Source organism: Flavobacterium beibuense, assembly GCF_004151245.1.
Lineage (GTDB): Bacteria > Bacteroidota > Bacteroidia > Flavobacteriales > Flavobacteriaceae > Flavobacterium > Flavobacterium beibuense_A.
Map to the genome: position 1 here is coordinate 170,034 of NZ_JUIW01000001.1, position 20,449 is coordinate 190,482.

A 20,449-nucleotide genomic window follows, 5' to 3' on the forward strand; every position below is an offset into this window, starting at 1 on the left:
CCTATTTTTTCTTTTTCTTCTTTTTATCACTGTCATCGCCAGTTGACTGACTAGGGAAACCTCTGGAAGTAAACTTGCGGGTCTCAATCCTTTTTTCCTTGATATTAAGATTGAATTTTACCTGAGTAGTACTGTCCGGAACTGCATCAACAGTTCTGTTGTTTTCTTCTACCTCTACATATTCAGATACTCCTGCTTTTTCTAAAGTAAGTGTATATGTGCCTTTAGGAACATAAAGTATAAAGTTTCCGGAATCATCTGAACGGGTTTGGAATACATTGCCCGAATCATCTATGGCTATAATGGAAAGCCCCGATTTTTTCTTGGTAATTTCAAAACTTCTCTCTGTTTCTAGATAGGTAACAGACCCTTTAATGGTTGAGGTTTTGGTAAGTCCAATAGCAACTTTTGTGTCCTGAATTACATTTATGATTCTGCTGTAAGCATGCCATTCGTTGCTGTTAACGGGTCGTACTTCATAATCTCCCGGTGGCAGGTGTCTGTACTTAATTATTCCCTGATCATTAGTTCTAAAGGCTTTCCCGCTTATTATTACCAGTTGGTTTGCTGCAGGGATGTTATGCTTGTCTTCCGGTCCTTTTCCATTTGTTTCATAATAAACATACACCTCTAAATCACTTTTGGAACTGTCTATTCTTATTGGGCGGAATTGTTTTGTTAAACCAACCTGAAATGAATTTATGGCATAAGGGTTATTGGAAATATCACTATAGTAGCCATTGGCAAAAATGCTGAAATCTGGACTAAGCCTGTAATCTGCACGACCGTTAAGTTGGGTTATGCGATCTGTAAACAGATTTGAAGCCAGTGTGGCACCTGTATATAAAACCAGTTTGCTGTCAAAAAATTTAATCACCGCACTCGGGTTAAACATTACATTATAAAATGTCTTATCGTTATTAAGTTGCTGGTTGGCGATAATCTCACCAAGGTTAAAATAATTGTGCTGGTAAGTTGTAAGTATATTTAGGAACTTCCAGTTGTAAATAAGGTTTGTTTTAAAATGAAACTGGTTAGATACCGGGTCGGCATTACTATTAAAAATACCACCCTCAAATGTTAGGCTAAGACTTGAGGATACATTGTTGAATATTAAGCCAACATTTGCCCTGCTAGCATTCAACGTATAATCCTGTGGTGTATTTCCGAATAGGGATTCTGTTCTTTTTTCTTTATAAAGGTAAGGAGATAACGAAACAGTTACTTTGTTTATTCTTCTTGAAGCTCCTATGTTATATCTTGATGTTGAAAATTGAGAAGGGTAGAACACCTGGTCGCTAAAAGATTTAGGGTCTACAGATATGTAGTTATACAATGCCCAAAAGTTATAGTTTTCTTTAATCCAGTTTAACCTCTCATTAAGGCTGAAAACACCTTTTCTTACACCGGCATAATATCCTGAGCTTAAATAATTGGTACTATTATAAAAGAAGTCTTTATATCTTCCTGTAGCGACCATGTCTACAGTACCACCGGTTTTATTTTCACCGGTTACCTCATTATTTACACTGCTTAAACCACCTCCGGCCCTTAATGAAAGATGTTTTTTTTGGAATACATTAAACCTTGCGGTAACAAGATAATTGGTGAAACCGCTAAATTTATCGTTGTCATAAATCAGGCTCGATTCAAAACCTTTATCAAGCCATCCTCCTTTGTAGTAGTAAGAGGCCCAGGCTGAAGTGCCCCCGGAAGGTATTGAGAAATCAGCAAGATTGTATGATTTATCAATGCTTCCAACTTCAATTTTACTATTTTCTGATGTGTTGTAATATGCCTGGGCACCTCTACCCACTAAATTGATATCGGAAAACTTAGATACGTTACCGGCCAAAATACCCATGGTTTTGTTTTTATAACCTAGCCAGGTGTTTCTTAAAAAGAGCTGGTTTGTGTTTGTCCACAGGTTTGCATCTATGTTTGTATATATTGTACTGTTATTAATTTCTGCTTCAGCATTAGCATATAGATAATATGCTGTACCACCGCTACTGTTTTGAAGGTAGCTGGTACTTACCTGGTTAGACCTGTTAAAACTTTGAGCGTATTCCGGAGAAAACTGATTGGAGTATCGTCTGTCCTGCTTAATGGAACTAGCCGTTACATTAGCTATGCCTATTATATCTCCGCTTTGATATAGCGAGGTAATTGTGATAGCAAAATCTTCCTGAGAAAGAATAGTTTTGTTTACTATCTTTTTAAGATTGATTAAGGTGTCTGTAAAGGCCCTTACTTTTACAGTTTCAGACTCTATCATGTCTTTGGCTATAAAATTAGGGTAGCGCGTAACAATGTTTATTTTCTGATCGGTATTACCATCATTTGATATTCTGATTGGTATGGTAAGGCTGTCTCCGATGTTTTCATAAATAAGATTGGTTTCCAGCAGAAACATTTTAACCAGCTTTCTTTCTTTTATGGTTACCGGTAATGTTACATTTTTACTTGCTCCACCAGTAGTGGTAAAAACAGCTTCTATTGAAGATTCACTTCCTGCTTTTGCCGTGTTTGAAATAATTGCCTTAATGGGAATAAAAACAGAGTCTTTTCCCTGAAGTATGATTGGTTTCGGTTTTCGCTGTACTAAATACAGGTCTTCATGATTACTGTGTACGTCAAACTCTCCTGTAATTGAAGTGTTTGAAGTATTTTTTATTTTTACAAATGCATCTATTATACTGGTATTTTTTGCATTAGCATTTTGTTGGGTAAACTCAATAGTAAAGTTGCCTTCCTGCGCCATGGAAATAAATCCAGACAGCAAAAAAGCTGTTACCATTATTTTTTTAAGAGTATTACCCAGCATAATAAACCTTTAGTTAGGTATTATAACAAAATATACATAGGTTGTATAGGTGCCCGGAGTAACATCCAGATCAAGAGCATTAGGCGGAATAAAAAACCTTAAATTAAAATCTATACTTGCCACATATTGCGACCTTACAGCAATAATCTGATCGCTGTCTGTAAGGCTGAGTGGTGAATATATAGTTAGTCCGGGGACTGTTTGGTTTGTGCTTAATTCTACATGGAGTGTTGATACCGGTATGGTTGACGTAGTTGTTGCCGAAGTCATTTCACTCGATGATGCCTTAACAGATAATTGATAATTACTAGGAGAAGTAACCCTTAAACCGTTTTGAACTTCAACTGATACCCCGTTAGTATAATTTTCAGCAGTATTAAAATAAAGATTAAAAACTTTAGCACTTGGTTGTAAAATAACATTTTGCTGTCCGTTATTACCGCTATAGTTTATCTGCAAACGTGCACTACCGCCTACTGATTCTGTTCTTGTGGCAATAAGATCTTCGGTTCCGTTACTTTTTATCCTGTATAGCTTGTACTCATAAGCCGATTGATAAGTACCATTTGGACTTGTAAGCAAATGATTTCCTCCCTGTATGATAAGGTTAAACTGAAATACCCTGTTAACCGTATTTGTTAAAGGTACAGTGCTGTGTATAAGCGTTACCTCATTAGTCTTACTTAACTGTATAGGCTGTGTGGAAATATTTATTAGGCTACTGTTGCTCGATCCGTTATTTTGTTGCTGATTAAATTGCAATGAGCTGTATTGTGCGCCTATATTATATGAGTCATAATTATAGTCTTGTATAAGCCTAACGGTAAGTCTCCATTCGGTAACATTATTTGATCCACTGTACTTTTGAATGTTAACGGTTGTTTGATTTACTTCTGTTTTACCATTTACCATTTCGCTGTAAGTACTCATTTGCGGTTGACCGCCACCCCACGAATTAAGGGTTATTTGAGCATTAACAGGTAAGAACGCTACAAGGAAAGCAATAATCAGTATATTTTTAATTTTCATCATAAACTAAATTCGAGTTCTGCTATTTTTATCACGTCTTTTTCGCCGTAAGTCAGGATTGCCGAAACCGTATAATCCCCTTTAGGAAGATCTGATGGTAACACCTGCTTTAATGATCTTATATTATCCGGAAGTGTATAGAATTCTGATTCTTTTAAAATTGTTTTTTTACCGGTACTGTTGTTAAACAGTTCCCATTTAATGGTACCGTCTGCCCAAATTTTGCTTTGATTTTCAATTTTAAGTTCAAGAACTTTATTGTTATCATCATCAGCATAGCTCAGGAAATCAACAAACTCAATAACGGACTCATTTTCCTGTTGGAAACTGTGATAGATTTTTACCCCCATTCTTACAGTAACCTGTATGGAAGCTCCATTTTTATCAGTTGTTTTTCCCGGATTAAGTTGGGTGAAAAAAATCATTGAAGTGTGTACAGGAATTTCAGTATTTGCATCCTGTGGTACCTTAAGTATTATTTCCACCTGCTTTGTTTCGCCTGGCTTGATTACAAGAAATGACGAAGGCAGTATCTGTATCCAGTCAGAGCACGATGTTTCCAGTGTATTAGCATCCAGAATCTGGTTTTTACCTGATTCCTCATACTCCCAGTCACTGAATGAAGTACCTATTTCAAGTTCTTTTTCTGTTGGGTTTGTGATTTTTACAAACTGTGAAACTGAGTTCCCTTTTCCGGTCCTATAATATAGTCTGCCCGGTGTAACCGATATTCCTGCCTGTGAGAAAGCAGTGTTTACAGAGATAAAAGACAAAGCGATAACTAAAAGGAAATTTTTCATGATCTATGGTTATTTATATCATAAAGATATAGAATTTACTGAGGGACTACAGTGTATATAACACTTGTAGTATAGGTTCCGGGTTCTTTATTTAAATAACTACTTGTTTGAGAAGCAGGTATAGTGTATGTTACATGGAAACCTCTTGCACTTTCTCCTTCCCCTGAAGTGATTACTGTGGTGTCGCTCGTGCTTAAAGGTACCGAACCATTAACCGATAAACTTGATGATGGATTGCTGTTTGTACCTGTAAGATCATCTCCCAGTGTAGTTTGTACCATAATAGTATTTACCGGCAATGTAGATGTATTGCCGTTTAGAGAGAAAAACTGGGATGCAGACCTTACACTAACTTCATAACCATTGTTAGAAGTTATCTGTATATGATTAGTTTGCTGAGCAGACGAGTTTCCATTAATGAAGTGCGTGCTCAGGCCCATATCAATATTTACAGAGGGCTGCGATACCTGTATGCTAAGTACCTGGCCTATTAAGACATTAACCTGTGTTTCGGCAGAGCCGATTTGGGAGAAAGCGATAGCCGGGCAAAACTGTAGCACAAGTAGTAAACAGATTTGCGGTATTCTTTTCAAGGGGGATAGTTTTCTTTTGCTTAAGGCAAAAAAATACAAAATAAAGAATGTGAAGAACAGCTCCAACTACCTTGCAGGCAGTTGGGGCTGTTCCTATAAATTTCTCTTACAGTTTGTTTTAATTACAGCGCGTATAGCGAGTAAGTTACTGTAGTAGTATAAGTACCTGTTGTGTGGTTAAGGTATTCTGCAGCACTTGCAGCAGGAATTGAATACTCAATATTGTACCCTCTTAAAGATTCACCAGTATCACAAGAAATGATAGTGTTCTCAGTAGAAGTGCTTAAAGATTGCGCAGTAAGTGTTGGAGAAACAGAAGCCTCTGAACCTGCACCAAGGTAAGAACCTACAGTAGGAGTTACAGTGATTGTACTTACAGGAATAGTTTCAGCACCAGATGTTAAATCTGTAGAAGCGATAACTTTTACTTCATATTCACCTGTAGCACTTACTTGTACGTGGTCAGTTTTTTGACCAGAAGTGTTACCAGACTGGAAATGTTCAGGAGTGTCCATGTCGATATCTACTGAAGCATCAGCAACAGTGATTTCGAATGAGCTACCTAAGTTAACGTTTAATGTTGTTTCTGCAGTGTCTTCTGCTTGAGCGAATAGTGAGTTTGCTGTTAAAGCAACAATTGCAACGGTTGCAACTTTGAAAAAATTAGTCATTAGTTGTTTAATTTTAGTGGGACAATTAAATCTAATTCTTAGGGGGCTAAGCACTTAGATTTTTTCTTTTTGTTAGTTTTAACGATGCAAAAGTATATTCAAATAATGACTAGACAATAGTCAAAAAAGTACTTTTTACTATCATTTTAAGAAAAAAATAACAATGCGCTATTTTAATGTTAAATATGAACTATTTAAGGCATTAAAATGGTATAAGTTACTAGAGTTGAGTATGTTCCGGTAGGCTTGTTAAGGTATTCACTACCTCCGGATACATGGTATTCGATATCGAATGACCTTTTTATGTCCCCACTAGTGGACTGTACTAATGTGTTGTCAGTAAGTGATAAAGCAATAGGTGACATTGTTATACTGCCTTGCGATTCACCACCGATGTTGCCCTGTGTAGGTGTTAATGTGACGGTTCCTATATCTATAGTTGCACCCTCACCGGAAAGATTTGAAGCGGCAGAGACCCTTATTTCATAATTACTGCTGCTCATTATTTCAATGTGGTTTGCCTCAACTATTGATTTACCGTTAATATAATCGTTTGAAGTATTTAATGAAATGCCTACGTTGCTTTGGCTTTCATTAATTTTAATACTTTGTATGTCGTTTAAATGAATATTAAGATTTGTTCCTGCACTATTTTGTGCATTTGCTTCTGTAATATAAAATGAAGCCAAAAGTGCAAATAGTATAGTGTAAATCGTATTCATAAGTCCCCCCTAAAATCAAACAATACCCCAAATATATTATTGAAGGAAATAACTCGTATTAATAGAAGGAAAAAAAACGTTTAAAAGTTTTATTTATTCGATGAAATGCATTTTTTAAAGTTCTGGTAAGAGGGCATTGTGCTGTTTAGAGTAGTCTCTGTACTCTTTAGGTGACATGCCTACACATTTAGAAAAGAAGCGTATAAAGTTGCTGGGTTCTTCGAAATTTAGTTCAAAAGCAATTTCTTTAATATTCATGGAACTATGTAGTAAAAGCCTTTTTGCTTCGAGTATTGTTTGGTCTGTAATCAGTTTTTTAGGTGATATCCCATATATACTTTTGGTTACTTCAGTAAGTTTCTTTGTTGAAGTGTTTAGCTCATCAGTATAAAAACCAAGCTGTTTTTGCTTTTTGAAATTTTCTTTTACTAATTGCCTGAAACTGTTCGCTAACTCATTGTCCGGATTCGCATTTTGATTATAACTTTCTAAGTTATTTAAAAGAGATTCTCTTTGGCAATAAAGCAAGAGTCTTTCTACGCTATTGTGTGTAATTAAATAGGTAAGTTCGTTAAAAGGCTGGATGCATTGTTCTGAGAGAGCTTTATAATGCTGTTCCAGTATAATTTGAGTCGGTATGTCCAGTTTGTATTTAAAAAGTTTTGTTGAATTATCGAAAAACTTACAACTGTTAAGAAAGTTAATGTCAATGTCGTGTCTGCAATAAAAGCTTTCTTCAAAGCGTAGTACCAAAACCTGAAAGGTAGAAGGTGTTTGTATTTTAAAAACCTGGTTTATGCCAATAAAAGCACATTCACCTCTTTTAATATTGATGTTGTTAGTGTCTATCTGTAAATTTACTTCTCCTGATTTTACAAAGAACAAAGTGTAAAAATCTCCACGGCATGAATTATTAAGCACTTCCGATTTTTCGGGCGTGACATAAAAAGCTGCAAACCCGTATGGATAGATATTTTTGTCTAAAGTTATTTGTTTAATCATTTTTTAAATATGGGGTATGTTTTTTCAAAAATATAAAAAACATAGTATTTTGAGATAAAGAAATATTATTTTACGGATAATGCGCACTTTTTAGGGTTAATTTGTTATTAAAAGGTTAAAAGGGATTTAAAAATTATCGAGTTAAGTATTTTTATGAATAACTTGCGTCGCTTTTTAGAATATTTATTGTGTGAATATTTTTACGATTGATGTACGTGGAAAGTGAACTTAAGTTTTAAAAAAACTTATTTAGAAAATAATCTATCTATATTTGCAGGTAAAACCCCAAACTAATTATTAATACCCTTTAAAGTCTTAAATGGAAAATAAAATACGGATTTTGATAACCGGCGGTGCCGGATTTATTGGTTCTAATTTATGCGATTATTTTATAGATAAAAATTATGAAGTAGTATGTCTTGATAATTTTTCAACAGGTCATAAAAAAAATATTGAGCATCTTTTTTCTAACCCTAATTTTACTTCAATAGAAGGAGATATAAGAAATTTCGAGGATTGTAAAAAAGCTGTATCAGGAGCAAAGTATGTACTACATCAGGCTGCCCTAGGGTCAGTGCCCCGATCTATTAATGATCCAATCACGAGTAATGAGGTCAATGTAAGCGGTTTTTTGAATATGCTTACTGCTTCACGTGATGAAGGAGTGAAGAGATTTGTATATGCGGCCAGCTCATCTACTTATGGTGATTCAGAATCACTGCCGAAAGTAGAAGAAATTATAGGTAAACCACTATCTCCTTATGCTGTAACAAAGTATGTTAATGAATTATATGCTGATGTTTTTAGTAAAACATATGGGTTGGAGACCATAGGTTTAAGGTATTTTAACGTGTTTGGAAGGCGTCAGGATCCTAATGGGGCTTATGCAGCTGTAATACCAAAATTTGTAATGCAGTTTATGAGTCACGAAAGTCCTATTATTAATGGGGACGGTAATTATTCTAGAGATTTTACTTATGTAGAGAATGTTATTCAGATGAATGAGCTAGCTATGTTTACAGAAAACCCACAAGCCGTTAATACTGTTTATAATACAGCTTTTGGTGACAGGACTACCCTAAATGATCTAGTAGGATATCTTAAAACGTTTTTATCACAATATGATGCTAAAATAGCAGATGTTGATGTAATTCATGGCCCAAATAGAATTGGTGATATACCACATTCCTTGGCGAGTATAGATAAAGCAACAAAATTATTAAATTATAATCCTAAATATTCTCTTAAAAATGGTCTTGAAGTGGCAGTTAAGTGGTACTGGGATAATTTAAAATAATATACTTCTTTTTTTAATCTAATTATGAAAATAGCAATAATAGGATTGGGTTATGTTGGATTGCCTTTAGCAAGGTTGTTTGCTACAAAATATTCAGTAGTAGGTTTTGATATTAATAAGTCTCGAGTAAATGAATTAAATTCAGGGAAAGATAATACTTTAGAGATTGAGGACGATTTATTAAGATCTGTACTTAAAAAAAGTTCTTCTGAAGATAATGGGTTGTATTGTACAACTAATCTTGATGATATTAGAGATTGTAATTGTTATATAATTACTGTTCCGACCCCTGTTGATAAAAATAACAGGCCAGACTTGACTCCTTTATATAAAGCAAGTGAAACAGTAGGTAAAGTGTTATCAAAAGGAGATATAGTGGTTTACGAATCTACAGTATATCCTGGGGTTACAGAAGATGAGTGTGTTCCCGTACTTGAGAAAGTAAGTGGACTGGAATTTAATAAAGATTTTTACGCAGGTTATTCACCTGAAAGAATTAATCCCGGAGATAAAGAACATACTGTAGAAAAAATATTAAAAGTTACTGCTGGTTCTACTCCAGAAATTGGCAGACAGGTTGATGATTTGTATAAGTCGGTCATTTCTGCAGGGACTCACTTAGCTCCAACGATAAAGGTCGCTGAAGCAGCAAAAGTTATAGAAAATTCCCAAAGAGATATTAATATAGCTTTTGTTAATGAATTAGCTAAAATATTTAATTGTCTTGATATTGATACTCATGCAGTTTTGGAAGCTGCAGGTACGAAATGGAATTTTCTTCCTTTTAAACCGGGATTGGTAGGAGGACATTGCATAGGAGTTGATCCATATTATCTGGCTCAAAAAGCTCAGGAGGTAGGTTATCATCCTGAAATTATATTGGCAGGAAGAAGACTTAATGATAGTATGGGGGAATATGTTGCTTCTCAGGTTGTTAAGTTGATGATAAAGAAAGGAATAGTGGTGAATGGTGCTAAAGTGTTAATACTTGGAGTTACATTTAAAGAGAATTGTCCTGATGTTAGAAATACAAAAATTGTAGATGTAATAAAAGCTTTGCAAGAATACAGTATTGAAGTTGATATTTATGATCCGTGGGCTAGTGCTGAAGAAGTAAAGCATGAGTATAGACTTAAGGTTACTAATACTCAACCTGAAGAAAAGTATAATGCGATAATTTTAGGTGTAGCACATAACGAGTTTAAGAACTTAAATTATGAAGTGCTTAAAGCGGCTAATGGAGTTGTTTATGATGTAAAAGGAGTGCTTGGTGAATTAGCAGATAGTAAACTATAAAGATGGTAGTTAGAAATATATGTTGTATTGGAGCAGGTTATGTAGGAGGGCCTACTATGGCTGTTATTGCTTATAAGTGTCCTGATATAAAGGTTACTGTTGTAGATGTTAATGAGGCCAGAATTAAGGCATGGAATGATGAAGATATTTCTAATATACCTATATATGAGCCAGGGCTAGAAGATATAGTTGCTGAAGCAAGAGATAGGAATCTGTTTTTTTCTACTGATATTGAAAAAGCTATTGACGAGGCGGAAATGATTTTTATCTCGGTTAATACACCTACAAAAACATATGGTTTAGGTAAAGGCAAGGCTGCCGATTTAAAATATATTGAGCTTTGTGCCAGGCAAATTGCTTCTGTGGCTAAAACGGATAAAATTGTTGTAGAAAAGTCTACACTGCCTGTTAGGACAGCTGAAGCAATTAAGAGTATTTTAGATAATACCGGAAACGGAGTTAAATTCCATATTTTATCAAATCCGGAATTTTTGGCTGAGGGTACTGCGGTTCAGGATTTGTTGAATCCAGATCGAGTATTGATTGGCGGTGAAACTAATGAAGATGGTTTTGTTGCTATAAATGCTTTGGTTGATGTGTATGCTAATTGGGTTGGCAGGGACAAGATTTTAACTACAAATGTTTGGTCATCAGAATTATCAAAACTTACGGCCAATGCTTTTTTAGCTCAAAGAGTTTCTTCAATAAATGCTATATCAGCATTATGTGAACAAACAGGGGCGGATGTTAATGAGGTATCAAAAGCGATAGGGATGGATAGTCGTATCGGGTCTAAGTTTTTAAAGGCTTCTGTAGGATTTGGAGGATCTTGTTTTCAAAAGGATATTTTAAACTTGGTCTATATAGCAAAGAGTTACGGACTTAATGAAGTGGCTGATTATTGGGAGCAGGTAATTAAAATGAATGATTACCAAAAAAGACGCTTTGCTTCTAATATCGTTAAGACTCTCTATAATACAGTGTCAGGTAAGAAAATAGTTTTTTTGGGGTGGGCATTTAAAAAAGATACTAATGATACCCGAGAGTCGGCAGCAATATATGTTGCTGATGATTTATTAAATGAAGAAGCAAATATAGCTGTTTATGATCCTAAAGTTGAAAAAGAAATAGTTTATAGAGATATAGACAATCTTAATACAAGAACTTCGGAATTAAATAGAAAACATATTGAAGTTGTTAATGATCCTTATGAGGCTTGTAAAGATGCTTATGCAATCGCTGTTTTAACAGAATGGGATGAATTTAAAACTTATGACTGGCAAAGGATATATGATAAGATGAAAAAACCGGCTTTTGTGTTTGACGGAAGAAATATTATTGACGGAGAAAAGTTAAGAGAAATTGGCTTTGTTTTTAGGAGGATTGGTAATTAAGATATAATATGCAAGAGCAATCAAAACGATTATTATCCAATACTTTTTTTTATACTATTGGTAATTTTGGGGCTAAGTTTTTAATATTAATACTTCTTCCTTTTTTATCATTTTATCTGAGTAGAGCAGATTTAGGGATTTATGATTTAATGATTACTGCCTTAAATTTATTTGTTCCAGTAATAACCTTACAAATTTCAGATGCTGTTTATAGATGGATATTACCTATCAAAGAAGATGATCAGTTGATAAGGAAGGTTGTTTCTAATGGTTTTATATTAATAAGTGGAGGTGTGTTGTTTTTTCAAGTAATATTCTTTTTAACATCTTTATTTGTTGATTTTAAGTATAAATTGTTTTTTTCAATAATGATTATAACGTATTGTTATCTTCCTTTTTTTCAGTATGTTATAAGGGGAGTAGGAAAGACAAAAATATACGCTATAGGTAGCCTTCTGAATGCTTTTTCACTCTTGTTACTTAATGTCTTTTTTTTAGTTTTTTTTAAATTAGGCATTCAGTCTCTATTTATCTCTGTTGTATTGTCTAATTTTCTAACGATATTATTTTATGTTTTTTTTGGAGAGGTGAAAAAAAACTTATCTGTCTTTTCATTTGAAAAAAATCTATTGAAGGAGATGCTTTTTTTTTCAGTTCCTCTAGTTCCAAATACGATTAGTTGGTGGTTAATTAATGCTTCGGATAAGTTCTTGATTTTATATTTTTTAAATGCAGAATTTAATGGGATTTATGCAGTTTCTACAAGATTTCCATCAATAATGATTTTACTGAATTCAGTGTTTATTTTGGCATGGCAAGATCACACTATTACTTCTTTAAATAGTAAAAATAGTTTTGAAGAGAAGGTGTTTGATAAATATATGAATTTTGAATTTTCAGTAGTTTTATTTTTAATTTCTACATCAAAATATTTAATTATGTTTACAGTTGATGGGGATTTTTATGATGCTTATAAGTATATGCCTTTATTGTATTTAGGAGTTGCATATTCTGCTTTCTCAGGTTTTTTTGGTGCGGCATTTTTAAAAGTAAAAAATACTAAAGGTGTTTTAGTGTCAAGTTTTTTTTCAGGCCTAATAAATATTATTTTGAGTTTTTTTTTAATACCATATATAGGGCTGTATGCTCCAGCATTAGGTACACTAGTAAGTTTTATCTTTATGTTTTTTTTAAGGGTTAAACAAACTAAAGATTTTTACTTTATTAAAGTGAATTACTCTAGATTGACTTATTTAACAATTTCGTGTTTATCTTTTGCTTATTTGAGTTTTCTTGATATAAAAGTTGTCAATATTATTTTAATTGTTGTTTCCGTCATTTTATTAGTTGTTTTAAATGCTAATACGATAAAAAAAATTATAAATAGATGAAGAGAATCTTAGTTGTAAATGAAGGTTTTAGTAATAATCTTGGAGATCAGGCTATTAAAAAAAGTTTAGTGCAGTTTTTTGAAGACCGAAATTATCTAGTAGATTTTTCATATTACTCAAATCCTAAAATACAAAGTTTACCTAAATATGATTATTTTTTTAACGATACTTCGTCCTTAATAGAGTTAAGGTTAAAATTAAAAAGTAATCCAATCTTTAATTTTCTATTAATTCTAAAAAATTATTTGAGATTTGTAAAATGGTATTTAAAAAATAGAAGGTTTATTAAAAATCTATTAGTTAATGGAAGATATGACTATGTTGTTATTGGAGGAGGACAATTAATTAATACTACTAATAGAGTTTCTCCTAGTCTTTTCTCTATAGCGGCTTATACATGGAGTACTTTATCATGTAATAGAAGTAAACTAGTCTTTTTAGGAGTAGGAGTAGCGGGGAAGTTTAATGTTGTAGAAAAAAAGCTGTATAAAATAGCATTAAATAAAGCATCTAAAATATGGGTGAGAGATAAGTTTTCTAACTTAGTTTTGTCAGATACATTTAATATCCAGTCGGAAATTATTCCAGATGTAGTATTTTATGATGAATCTTTAAATAGTAGTAAAAGAGTAAAGCAAAAAATCGCGTTGGTAGGTATTTACAGTTTTCATGAATATAATGTTAAACATAAAAATCAATTACTTGAGCTTGAAGACTTTTATTTACCTTGGGTTAATAAAGTTAAGAAATTAAAATCTGACGGTTATATAGTGGAACTGTTTTATACAACTAAAACAGACGCTATAGAGACCATTACGTTTCAAAAAGTATTATATCAAAAATATGATATTGATATCAAAGTATTAAGTGCTACTTCTTTAAATGAATTATATCTCTCTCTTTTAGATGTTGATTTTGTTTATTCTGGGAGAATGCATGCTTTGATTTTTGGATTGAAGGCGGGTTGTAAGGTTGAAGCATTTATTACATCAGATAAATTACAAACGTTTAATGACGAATATATAATTGGAAATAAATCGCCTTTTGAATATAGGGAAATGTTAATAAATGCTATTAATGATTATTTTGTAATATGAAAGTTTTAGTTATCGTTAATAGGCTTGATATGGGAGGGATAGAAAATATGTTGCTTGCCTCTATTAAAAGCTATAAAACAAAAAATATTGATATTTATATAATATCTAATCTAGGAGGGGGGCTAGATCATGAGTTTGTTAAAAAAGGAATTACTTTAATAGATTTAAAAGGGACTAACCCTTTTAAACAGTTTTTTAGACTTTTCTATATTTTAAAGATAGAAAAATTTGATATTGTACATAGTCAGTATAGTCATAATTCAGGTTTCTTAGCTTTGGCTAGCTACCTTAGAAAGGTTCCTTTTTTTATTTCGGTTCATAATCAGAAAGCTGTTTTTAAATTGTCTTGGGAAAATAAATTTTTTTTGTCTACTTTAAGAAGTTTATATTTAAATATTCATAAAAAATTATCATTAGATTTTTCATCTTTAATTGTAGGGCATTCAGAGGTTAATCTAGATTATTATTCAAGAAAATGGAGGGGTAATCAAAAATTTTTTGCAGTAAAGAATGGGATTGATTTTTCTAATTTAAATGAACAAGCAAATTCTAATAATGAAAATAATGTTGCTTTTAAGAATTTTATATACAATGCTTCAAAAGTATTTATTCATATAGGTAGCTTTAAAGATCAAAAAAATCATTCTTTCTTAATTGATTTATTTGAAAAACTTGAGCCAAAAAAAAATAATTATAAATTGGTATTATTAGGTTCAGGCAATTTATTAGGAGCAATTCAAGATAAAGTTAAGAATAGAGGCTTAGAAGATTTTGTTTTTTTTGCGGGTATGCAAAAAGAAATTGGTTTTTATTTGGAAAAGTCAGATATTTTTCTCTTTCCTTCACTTTATGAAGGTTTTGGTAATGTGTTAATAGAGGCTCAGTATATGAAAATTCCTGTATGTGCTTCACAAATAACCCCTCACTATGAAGCTGTTTATAAGGGGTATCATAAATATTTTTTTGATCCTAAGGATTTAAATGATGCGTTTATTAAGACTAATAAGTTAATTGAGGATTATGATAAATGTTCTTTGGGAACAATGATAGATAAGGCATGTTATTTTTCGGCAAATTTTTCTGTAGAGAATATGGTTAATGAAATAGTTTTAAAATATAAAGCAAGAAAACGAGAATTTAATGAAGGCTGATTTAAGAAACTTTACAATTTTAATTGCCATATTGGCAACTATATTCTATTCATTTTATGAAGGCTGGATTTCTTATTTGATTCTTTGGCTGTTTAGTATAGTAGGGACATATTTTCTTTTAAGGTTCTTTAAGAGAAATGAAAGCCGTGAATTATTCTCTTTGTTTCTATTCACATTCTCATTTTATTCTATATATATGTATATTACAAATTATATATATGTTAATAATCCGAGTGATGAGTTTTTCATGATGGTAGATTCTATGAAATTTTGGGATAACTCTAATTTTAAAATGTACACTTTTCAGGATTTATGGGATAACTTTAACGCGCAGGGCGATATTACGTTAAGGTATAGGTTGTTTAATTTTATTTCTATTTTCTTGTCTTTTTTTGCTCAAATTTTTGATGAAAATAATATTCTTGTTCAAAAATGGCAAAGTGTTTATGCCGGAGCATTATCCATACCATTTATATATTTGATTTTAAAGTGCTATGTTTCCCGTAATAAGGCATATAAGTATTCACTTTTCTTTTCGGTGCTTTCTTTTGTCTGTGTTTATTCGATTGTATTTAATCGCGATCCCCATGTGTATTTTTTATATGTTTTAGGAACATATTATGTAGTATATCATGATAGGAGCAAATACGTTTTTGCTAAGTTAGTGATGATTTTTATTTTTCTTATAGGCTTTCGTATTGAACATGCGTTGTTTTTTACACTTTTCATAATGTCTTATTTTTATTTGAAAGCTAAGAAGAATAAGCCTACGATATTGATATCAGGAGTTTTAATGTTTTTTATGTTGGCTTTTTTATCACCTATTCTGTTTAGTAAATATGAAGAGAATGCTGGAGCTTATGAAAATCAAATGGAAAGGGTTGATAGGAAAGAAGTTTCTGTAGGGGCATCCTTTTCGAGTTTACCAGTTGGATTAAAACAATTAGCTATGGCAATAAATGGGCAAATTGCCCCTGCAGTTCCTTTTTGGCGCGGCTGGTACATTGAAAATGCTAATTTGGAAAATTTAAAACATACTTATCCCGGTTATTATACTCCTTGGCGTTTTATGGAAAATGTTGCGGCTACAGTTTGGCTTTATGTGTTAGCAATTGTATTTGCAGGTTTTTACTTTAAGTTACATAAGGCTATTCCTTCTGAGCTATTAGTCCTTTTTGGTTTGGCTGTTCTTTTATTATTGTTGTCTAGTTCTTCAATAAATACCAGGAGAGTGTATTGTGTTTATCCAATTATATATATTGTATCGGTTTTGTTTTACAATGTATTACCTGTTGACTTAAGAAAAAAAATAGTTAATAGGACTACTTTGAGTGTTATAGGATTATATTTGTTGTATTTCTATATTAAATAAGATTTTGTTGATGAAAATTACAATTGTAACAGATCATAGGTTTTTTAGAAAAGGGCATAGTGTATATGACGATTATGTGTTTAATTATGATTTTTTTAAAACATATTTAAAAGTCTTTGATGAAATTCAAGTTGTAGCAAGAGTTAAGAACGTTCAGTCTATTAATCCAAACTGGTCTGTCTCTAATGGAGATAATGTGAGTTTTATTGATATACCCGATATACATGGGTTTAAATGGCTTTTTTTTTCTTCTAAATATTTTAAATTAAAAAAGGCTGAAATTTTATCGACAGATTGTTTTTGCTTTAGAGTTCCTTCACATGCGGCTTGGATTGTTTATAAACTAAACTCCAATAAAAAAGCATATATGTTTGAGTCTATTGGTGATCCGGAAGATGCTATGGCTTCGTCTGATGATGGAATGATAAAGAGAAGTATTTTTAAAATTGTAGGTAGACTTTTAAAAAGGAGAAAACAGAAAATTACTCTGCATTCAAATTTGGGAAGCTATGTTAGTATTAATCACTTACAGCATAAATATCCTGTTAAAAGAGATGTGTTAACAGAATCCATATCAAGTATAAGGCTTGATAAATCAAATTTTTTGACTAATCCAAAGCAATTTGGTTCTAAGACAATAAAAATAGTGCATGTTGGAAGCTTTATCTCTCTTAAAAATCAGAAGGATTTAATTCAATGTGTTCATAAATTATCTAAAGTTTTTGATGTACGTTTAGATTTGATTGGGGATGGAATATTAAAGAACCATTGTTTTACTTTAGCGCAACAATTAAATATTTCAGAAATTGTAACTTTTCATGGTCAAGTAACAGGTTTCAATAAAATAAAAGCTATTTTAGATGATTCTACTTTTTTTGTATTACCATCCTCTAATGAAGGTATGCCAAGAGCGCTAATAGAGGCAATGGCAAGAGGATTGATTTGTTTTGGATCTAGTGTTGGAGGTATAGCTGAATTGCTTTCAAAAGAGTTTACATTTACTCCTGGTAATATTGATGAGATGTATTCTTTAATTTATAACTTCATAGAAAAAACACCCAAAGCTGATTACTTGCTAATAAGTAAAGAAAATGTAAAAAAAGTAGATAGATTTGAGTTAGGAATATTGGAGAGTAAGAGAATAAAATTGATGAAAGAATTAAAGAAAATTACTTATGAAAAGTCTTAAAAATCAGCTTTTTTATGTTTTACCTCTTTGGTTTGTTCAATTAATAACTAATTGGCTTCCAGATAATAGATTGGTTATAGGTTTTAGGGGCTGGCTTGCTCATTTTTTTATTAAGGAATGTGGGAAAAGGTTTCAATTAGGGAGGGATGTAACTTTGTTAAATACTTCTAATTTAAGAATAGGAGATGATGTATATATAGCTAAAGGTTCATGGTTAAATGCTATGGGAGGTTTGTCGATTGAAGATGAGGTTGTTATAGCTCCTTATGTTGTTGTCAGTACTTTGCAACATGTATTTAAAGATAATTCGGTTAGGTTTGGTGGGAGTATAGCTGGGGAGGTGCATATTGGAAAAGGAACTTGGTTAGCTGCACATTCTTCGGTGAAATGCGGAGTTACAATAGGTAAAGGTAATCTTGTTGCTGCAAATTCATTTGTTGTTAAAAGTACAAAAGATAATGTTATCCTCAGTGGAGTGCCAGCAGTATTTGTTAAAAAGAATGAAGATGGTGAGGCATCTTTTTTTTCTAGAGGAGAGTATGAAGAGAAAAAATAAAATAGTTATAGCTATATCAGATTCTTTTTGTGCAAACTTTATTAGGGGGCAGGCGACATTTCTCAAGAGTAAGGGTTATGAGGTTGTTATTGTTTCGGCTCCGGGCACCGAAGTGGAGAAATTGGCATTGGATGAAAAGGTAAGGTTGGAGATTATTGAATTTAGTCGTGAGATATCTATACTTAAAGATCTGAAATCCTTATATGCTGTAATAAAATTTTTAAAAAAGGAAAAGCCAGATTTAGTTAATGCAGGTAATCCGAAAACGGGTTTTCTTTTTATGCTGTCAAGATTTCTTTTTCCGAAAACCCCAATGGTTTTTACATTGAGAGGTCTTAGGTCAGATACATTAAAAGGTCTTAAAAAGAAAATTGTTCGGATAACAGAAAAAATTTCCTGCTCATTTTCCAGTGAAGTGATTGTAATAAGTCCTACATTGAGAGAGCATGCAATTAAGACAGGTATATTGAAGGAGGGTAAAGGAGTCGTTTTTGGTAAAGGCAGTAGTAATGGTGTTGATGTTGATAAATTCATATTGAATGAAGAAAATAAACATCTTGGGAATAATTTAAGACACTCTTTAGGGATATCTGAGGAAGATATCGTAATAGGGCACGTAGGGAGAATTACAAAAGATAAAGGAGTTGAAGAGTTATATAAGGCGTTTAAGGTGTGTGCTTCTTTGAATGATAAGTTAAAGTTGATTTTAGTTGGCCCTGTTGAAGATGGTGATCCCATATCTAATGAAGTACGGGAGTCAATTCTTAATGATTCCAGTGTTTTTCTTTTAGGTAAAAAAGCTAATGTTGCAGAGGTGTATGCAGCATATAACATCTTTGTTTTGTTTTCGTACAGGGAAGGTTTTGGTAATGTAGCCTTAGAAGCAGCAGCGATGAGTAAGCCTGTAATCGTGTCTGATATTCCAGGAGCAAAAGATACAGTTGAGCATATGAGTTCTGGGATGCATGTGGCTTCTAAAAATGTTGAAGAACTTACAAAAGCCCTTCAATTCTATATTGATAATTCAGAGATAAGAATTAAACATGGTGAGTATGGTGCGGTGAGGGCTAGGGAATATTTTTCGTCTGAAGTGATTTGGAATGGTCAATATGAATTATATAAAAATCTTATAAGTGAATAATATTTATATAACCGGAGTTAATGGGTTTGTTGGTACTAACCTTAAGAAATATTTGGATAGTAAGTATAACTGTATAGGTATTTCAAGGAAAAAGACTGTTGAGAATAATATTTTTTCATATGATGACTTTTTGCCAAATCTTAAAGGTGATGCTATAATACACTTGGCTGGTAAAGCCCATGATACAGCAAGTACTTCAAGCCCTGAGGAGTATTTTAATGTAAACAGGGATCTTACAATTAATATTTTTAAAACTTTTTTAGAATCTGATATAAAAGACTTTTTTTATTTCAGTTCTGTTAAGGCTGTTGCAGATACTGTTACAGGAGTATTGAAAGAAGATGTAACAGGAGAACCGCATACTCCATACGGAAAGTCCAAACATGAGGCTGAACAATACTTGTTGAGCCAGGTATTGCCTAAAGGAAAGAGGTTGTTTATAATACGTCCTTGTATGATTCATGGACCGGGTAATAAAGGTAATCTTAACCTACTTTATAAAGTAGTTGAAAAAGGGGTACCCTGGCCGCTAGCTGTGTTTGAGAATCAAAGGTCTTTTTTAAGTATCGATAATTTATGTTTTTTAGTAAATTCACTGCTTGAAAATAAGGGTGTAAAAAGTGGAGTTTATAATTTTTCCGATGATGAAACGCTTTCTACAAATAAACTGATCTATTTAATGTCTCAATCATTAGGAAGAAAACCGAAATTATGGAGGCTAAATAAAGGTCTTATTGTAAAAATAGCTTGTATAGGAGATAGGCTTAAGTTGCCTCTAAATTCAGAGAGACTTAAAAAACTGACCGAAAGCTATGTCGTTTCCAATGATAAAATTAAGTTTGCGTTAGGATTAGAGAAACTACCTGTTGCTGCAGAAGAAGGGCTTAGTGTAACTTTAAGTTCTTTTCGTAAATAATAATT

General features: G+C 32.5%; 18 protein-coding genes. 11 read left to right on the plus strand and 7 right to left on the minus strand.

All coding sequences use genetic code 11. From position 1 onward, the window contains the following. Nucleotide 1: 1 nt before the first annotated feature. The 7 genes from NU09_RS00835 to NU09_RS00865 all read right to left on the minus strand — a co-directional run bounded on the left by NU09_RS00835 (nucleotide 2) and on the right by NU09_RS00865 (nucleotide 7,644). The gene (locus NU09_RS00835) at nucleotides 2-2,827 is read right to left on the minus strand and encodes a carboxypeptidase-like regulatory domain-containing protein (protein ID WP_129749352.1); all 2,826 of its coding nucleotides are present in this window, start codon (nucleotides 2,825-2,827) and stop codon (nucleotides 2-4) included. A gap of 9 nt (nucleotides 2,828-2,836) precedes the next feature. After that, nucleotides 2,837-3,859 (minus strand): hypothetical protein, encoded by a 1,023-nt coding sequence (locus tag NU09_RS00840; protein WP_129749353.1) that lies wholly within the window; start codon nucleotides 3,857-3,859, stop codon nucleotides 2,837-2,839. Beyond that, nucleotides 3,856-4,656 (minus strand): molecular chaperone, encoded by an 801-nt coding sequence (locus NU09_RS00845; RefSeq protein WP_129749354.1) that lies wholly within the window; start codon nucleotides 4,654-4,656, stop codon nucleotides 3,856-3,858. The genes NU09_RS00840 and NU09_RS00845 overlap by 4 nt, the downstream gene beginning before the upstream one ends. A 35-nt stretch (nucleotides 4,657-4,691) precedes the next feature. Continuing rightward, nucleotides 4,692-5,249 (minus strand): hypothetical protein, encoded by a 558-nt coding sequence (locus NU09_RS00850; protein ID WP_129749355.1) that lies wholly within the window; start codon nucleotides 5,247-5,249, stop codon nucleotides 4,692-4,694. A 122-nt stretch (nucleotides 5,250-5,371) separates the two neighbouring features. Beyond that, entirely contained in the window at nucleotides 5,372-5,920 is a 549-nt protein-coding gene (locus NU09_RS00855) for a hypothetical protein (RefSeq protein WP_129749356.1), read from the minus strand. Nucleotides 5,921-6,114: 194 nt separating this feature from the next. Further along, a complete protein-coding gene (locus NU09_RS00860; protein ID WP_242501807.1) occupies nucleotides 6,115-6,642 on the minus strand; it encodes a hypothetical protein in 528 nt (175 codons plus the stop codon). Nucleotides 6,643-6,756: 114 nt separating this feature from the next. Next, entirely contained in the window at nucleotides 6,757-7,644 is an 888-nt protein-coding gene (locus NU09_RS00865; protein ID WP_129749357.1) for a helix-turn-helix domain-containing protein, read from the minus strand. A gap of 319 nt (nucleotides 7,645-7,963) precedes the next feature. Between NU09_RS00865 and NU09_RS00870 the strand changes: the two genes are divergently transcribed. The 11 genes from NU09_RS00870 to NU09_RS00920 are packed head-to-tail and all read left to right on the plus strand — an operon-like array spanning nucleotide 7,964 to nucleotide 20,444. Then, on the plus strand, nucleotides 7,964-8,941 hold the full coding sequence (locus tag NU09_RS00870; RefSeq protein ID WP_129749358.1) for an SDR family oxidoreductase: 978 nt from the start codon (nucleotides 7,964-7,966) through the stop codon (nucleotides 8,939-8,941). A gap of 24 nt (nucleotides 8,942-8,965) precedes the next feature. Then, nucleotides 8,966-10,237, plus strand: a complete 1,272-nt coding sequence (locus NU09_RS00875; protein WP_129749359.1) for a nucleotide sugar dehydrogenase — start codon at nucleotides 8,966-8,968, stop codon at nucleotides 10,235-10,237. A 2-nt stretch (nucleotides 10,238-10,239) separates the two neighbouring features. Continuing rightward, nucleotides 10,240-11,631 (plus strand): UDP-glucose 6-dehydrogenase, encoded by a 1,392-nt coding sequence (locus NU09_RS00880; RefSeq protein ID WP_129749360.1) that lies wholly within the window; start codon nucleotides 10,240-10,242, stop codon nucleotides 11,629-11,631. A gap of 8 nt (nucleotides 11,632-11,639) precedes the next feature. Continuing rightward, on the plus strand, nucleotides 11,640-13,022 hold the full coding sequence (locus NU09_RS00885; protein WP_129749361.1) for a lipopolysaccharide biosynthesis protein: 1,383 nt from the start codon (nucleotides 11,640-11,642) through the stop codon (nucleotides 13,020-13,022). Then, entirely contained in the window at nucleotides 13,019-14,119 is a 1,101-nt protein-coding gene (locus tag NU09_RS00890; protein WP_129749362.1) for a polysaccharide pyruvyl transferase family protein, read from the plus strand. The genes NU09_RS00885 and NU09_RS00890 overlap by 4 nt, the downstream gene beginning before the upstream one ends. Continuing rightward, on the plus strand, nucleotides 14,116-15,270 hold the full coding sequence (locus tag NU09_RS00895) for a glycosyltransferase (protein WP_129749363.1): 1,155 nt from the start codon (nucleotides 14,116-14,118) through the stop codon (nucleotides 15,268-15,270). The genes NU09_RS00890 and NU09_RS00895 overlap by 4 nt, the downstream gene beginning before the upstream one ends. After that, the gene (locus NU09_RS00900; protein WP_129749364.1) at nucleotides 15,260-16,642 is read left to right on the plus strand and encodes a hypothetical protein; all 1,383 of its coding nucleotides are present in this window, start codon (nucleotides 15,260-15,262) and stop codon (nucleotides 16,640-16,642) included. The genes NU09_RS00895 and NU09_RS00900 overlap by 11 nt, the downstream gene beginning before the upstream one ends. Nucleotides 16,643-16,652: 10 nt before the next feature. Beyond that, the gene (locus NU09_RS00905) at nucleotides 16,653-17,831 is read left to right on the plus strand and encodes a glycosyltransferase family 4 protein (RefSeq protein ID WP_129749365.1); all 1,179 of its coding nucleotides are present in this window, start codon (nucleotides 16,653-16,655) and stop codon (nucleotides 17,829-17,831) included. After that, nucleotides 17,818-18,387, plus strand: a complete 570-nt coding sequence (locus tag NU09_RS00910) for an acyltransferase (protein ID WP_129749366.1) — start codon at nucleotides 17,818-17,820, stop codon at nucleotides 18,385-18,387. The genes NU09_RS00905 and NU09_RS00910 overlap by 14 nt, the downstream gene beginning before the upstream one ends. Next, on the plus strand, nucleotides 18,371-19,528 hold the full coding sequence (locus tag NU09_RS00915; protein ID WP_165357629.1) for a glycosyltransferase family 4 protein: 1,158 nt from the start codon (nucleotides 18,371-18,373) through the stop codon (nucleotides 19,526-19,528). Before NU09_RS00910 ends, NU09_RS00915 begins: the two co-directional genes overlap by 17 nt. Then, nucleotides 19,521-20,444, plus strand: a complete 924-nt coding sequence (locus tag NU09_RS00920; protein WP_129749368.1) for an NAD-dependent epimerase/dehydratase family protein — start codon at nucleotides 19,521-19,523, stop codon at nucleotides 20,442-20,444. The genes NU09_RS00915 and NU09_RS00920 overlap by 8 nt, the downstream gene beginning before the upstream one ends. The last annotated feature ends 5 nt before the right edge of the window (nucleotides 20,445-20,449 follow it).

Excerpts from the sequence above, each read along its gene's own strand:
- NU09_RS00890 (WP_129749362.1), top strand. The coding sequence starts at position 13,019 with ATGAAGAGAATCTTAGTTGTAAATGAAGGTTTTAGTAATAATCTTGGA.
- NU09_RS00910 (WP_129749366.1), top strand. The coding sequence starts at position 17,818 with ATGAAAAGTCTTAAAAATCAGCTTTTTTATGTTTTACCTCTTTGGTTT.
- NU09_RS00900 (WP_129749364.1), top strand. The coding sequence starts at position 15,260 with ATGAAGGCTGATTTAAGAAACTTTACAATTTTAATTGCCATATTGGCA.
- NU09_RS00845 (WP_129749354.1), bottom strand. The coding sequence starts at position 4,656 with ATGAAAAATTTCCTTTTAGTTATCGCTTTGTCTTTTATCTCTGTAAAC.
- NU09_RS00915 (WP_165357629.1), top strand. The coding sequence starts at position 18,371 with ATGAAGAGAAAAAATAAAATAGTTATAGCTATATCAGATTCTTTTTGT.
- NU09_RS00905 (WP_129749365.1), top strand. The coding sequence starts at position 16,653 with ATGAAAATTACAATTGTAACAGATCATAGGTTTTTTAGAAAAGGGCAT.
- NU09_RS00870 (WP_129749358.1), top strand. The coding sequence starts at position 7,964 with ATGGAAAATAAAATACGGATTTTGATAACCGGCGGTGCCGGATTTATT.
- NU09_RS00895 (WP_129749363.1), top strand. The coding sequence starts at position 14,116 with ATGAAAGTTTTAGTTATCGTTAATAGGCTTGATATGGGAGGGATAGAA.
- NU09_RS00875 (WP_129749359.1), top strand. The coding sequence starts at position 8,966 with ATGAAAATAGCAATAATAGGATTGGGTTATGTTGGATTGCCTTTAGCA.
- NU09_RS00840 (WP_129749353.1), bottom strand. The coding sequence starts at position 3,859 with ATGATGAAAATTAAAAATATACTGATTATTGCTTTCCTTGTAGCGTTC.
- NU09_RS00835 (WP_129749352.1), bottom strand. The coding sequence starts at position 2,827 with ATGCTGGGTAATACTCTTAAAAAAATAATGGTAACAGCTTTTTTGCTG.
- NU09_RS00855 (WP_129749356.1), bottom strand. The coding sequence starts at position 5,920 with ATGACTAATTTTTTCAAAGTTGCAACCGTTGCAATTGTTGCTTTAACA.
- NU09_RS00885 (WP_129749361.1), top strand. The coding sequence starts at position 11,640 with ATGCAAGAGCAATCAAAACGATTATTATCCAATACTTTTTTTTATACT.
- NU09_RS00880 (WP_129749360.1), top strand. The coding sequence starts at position 10,240 with ATGGTAGTTAGAAATATATGTTGTATTGGAGCAGGTTATGTAGGAGGG.
- NU09_RS00865 (WP_129749357.1), bottom strand. The coding sequence starts at position 7,644 with ATGATTAAACAAATAACTTTAGACAAAAATATCTATCCATACGGGTTT.
- NU09_RS00860 (WP_242501807.1), bottom strand. The coding sequence starts at position 6,642 with ATGAATACGATTTACACTATACTATTTGCACTTTTGGCTTCATTTTAT.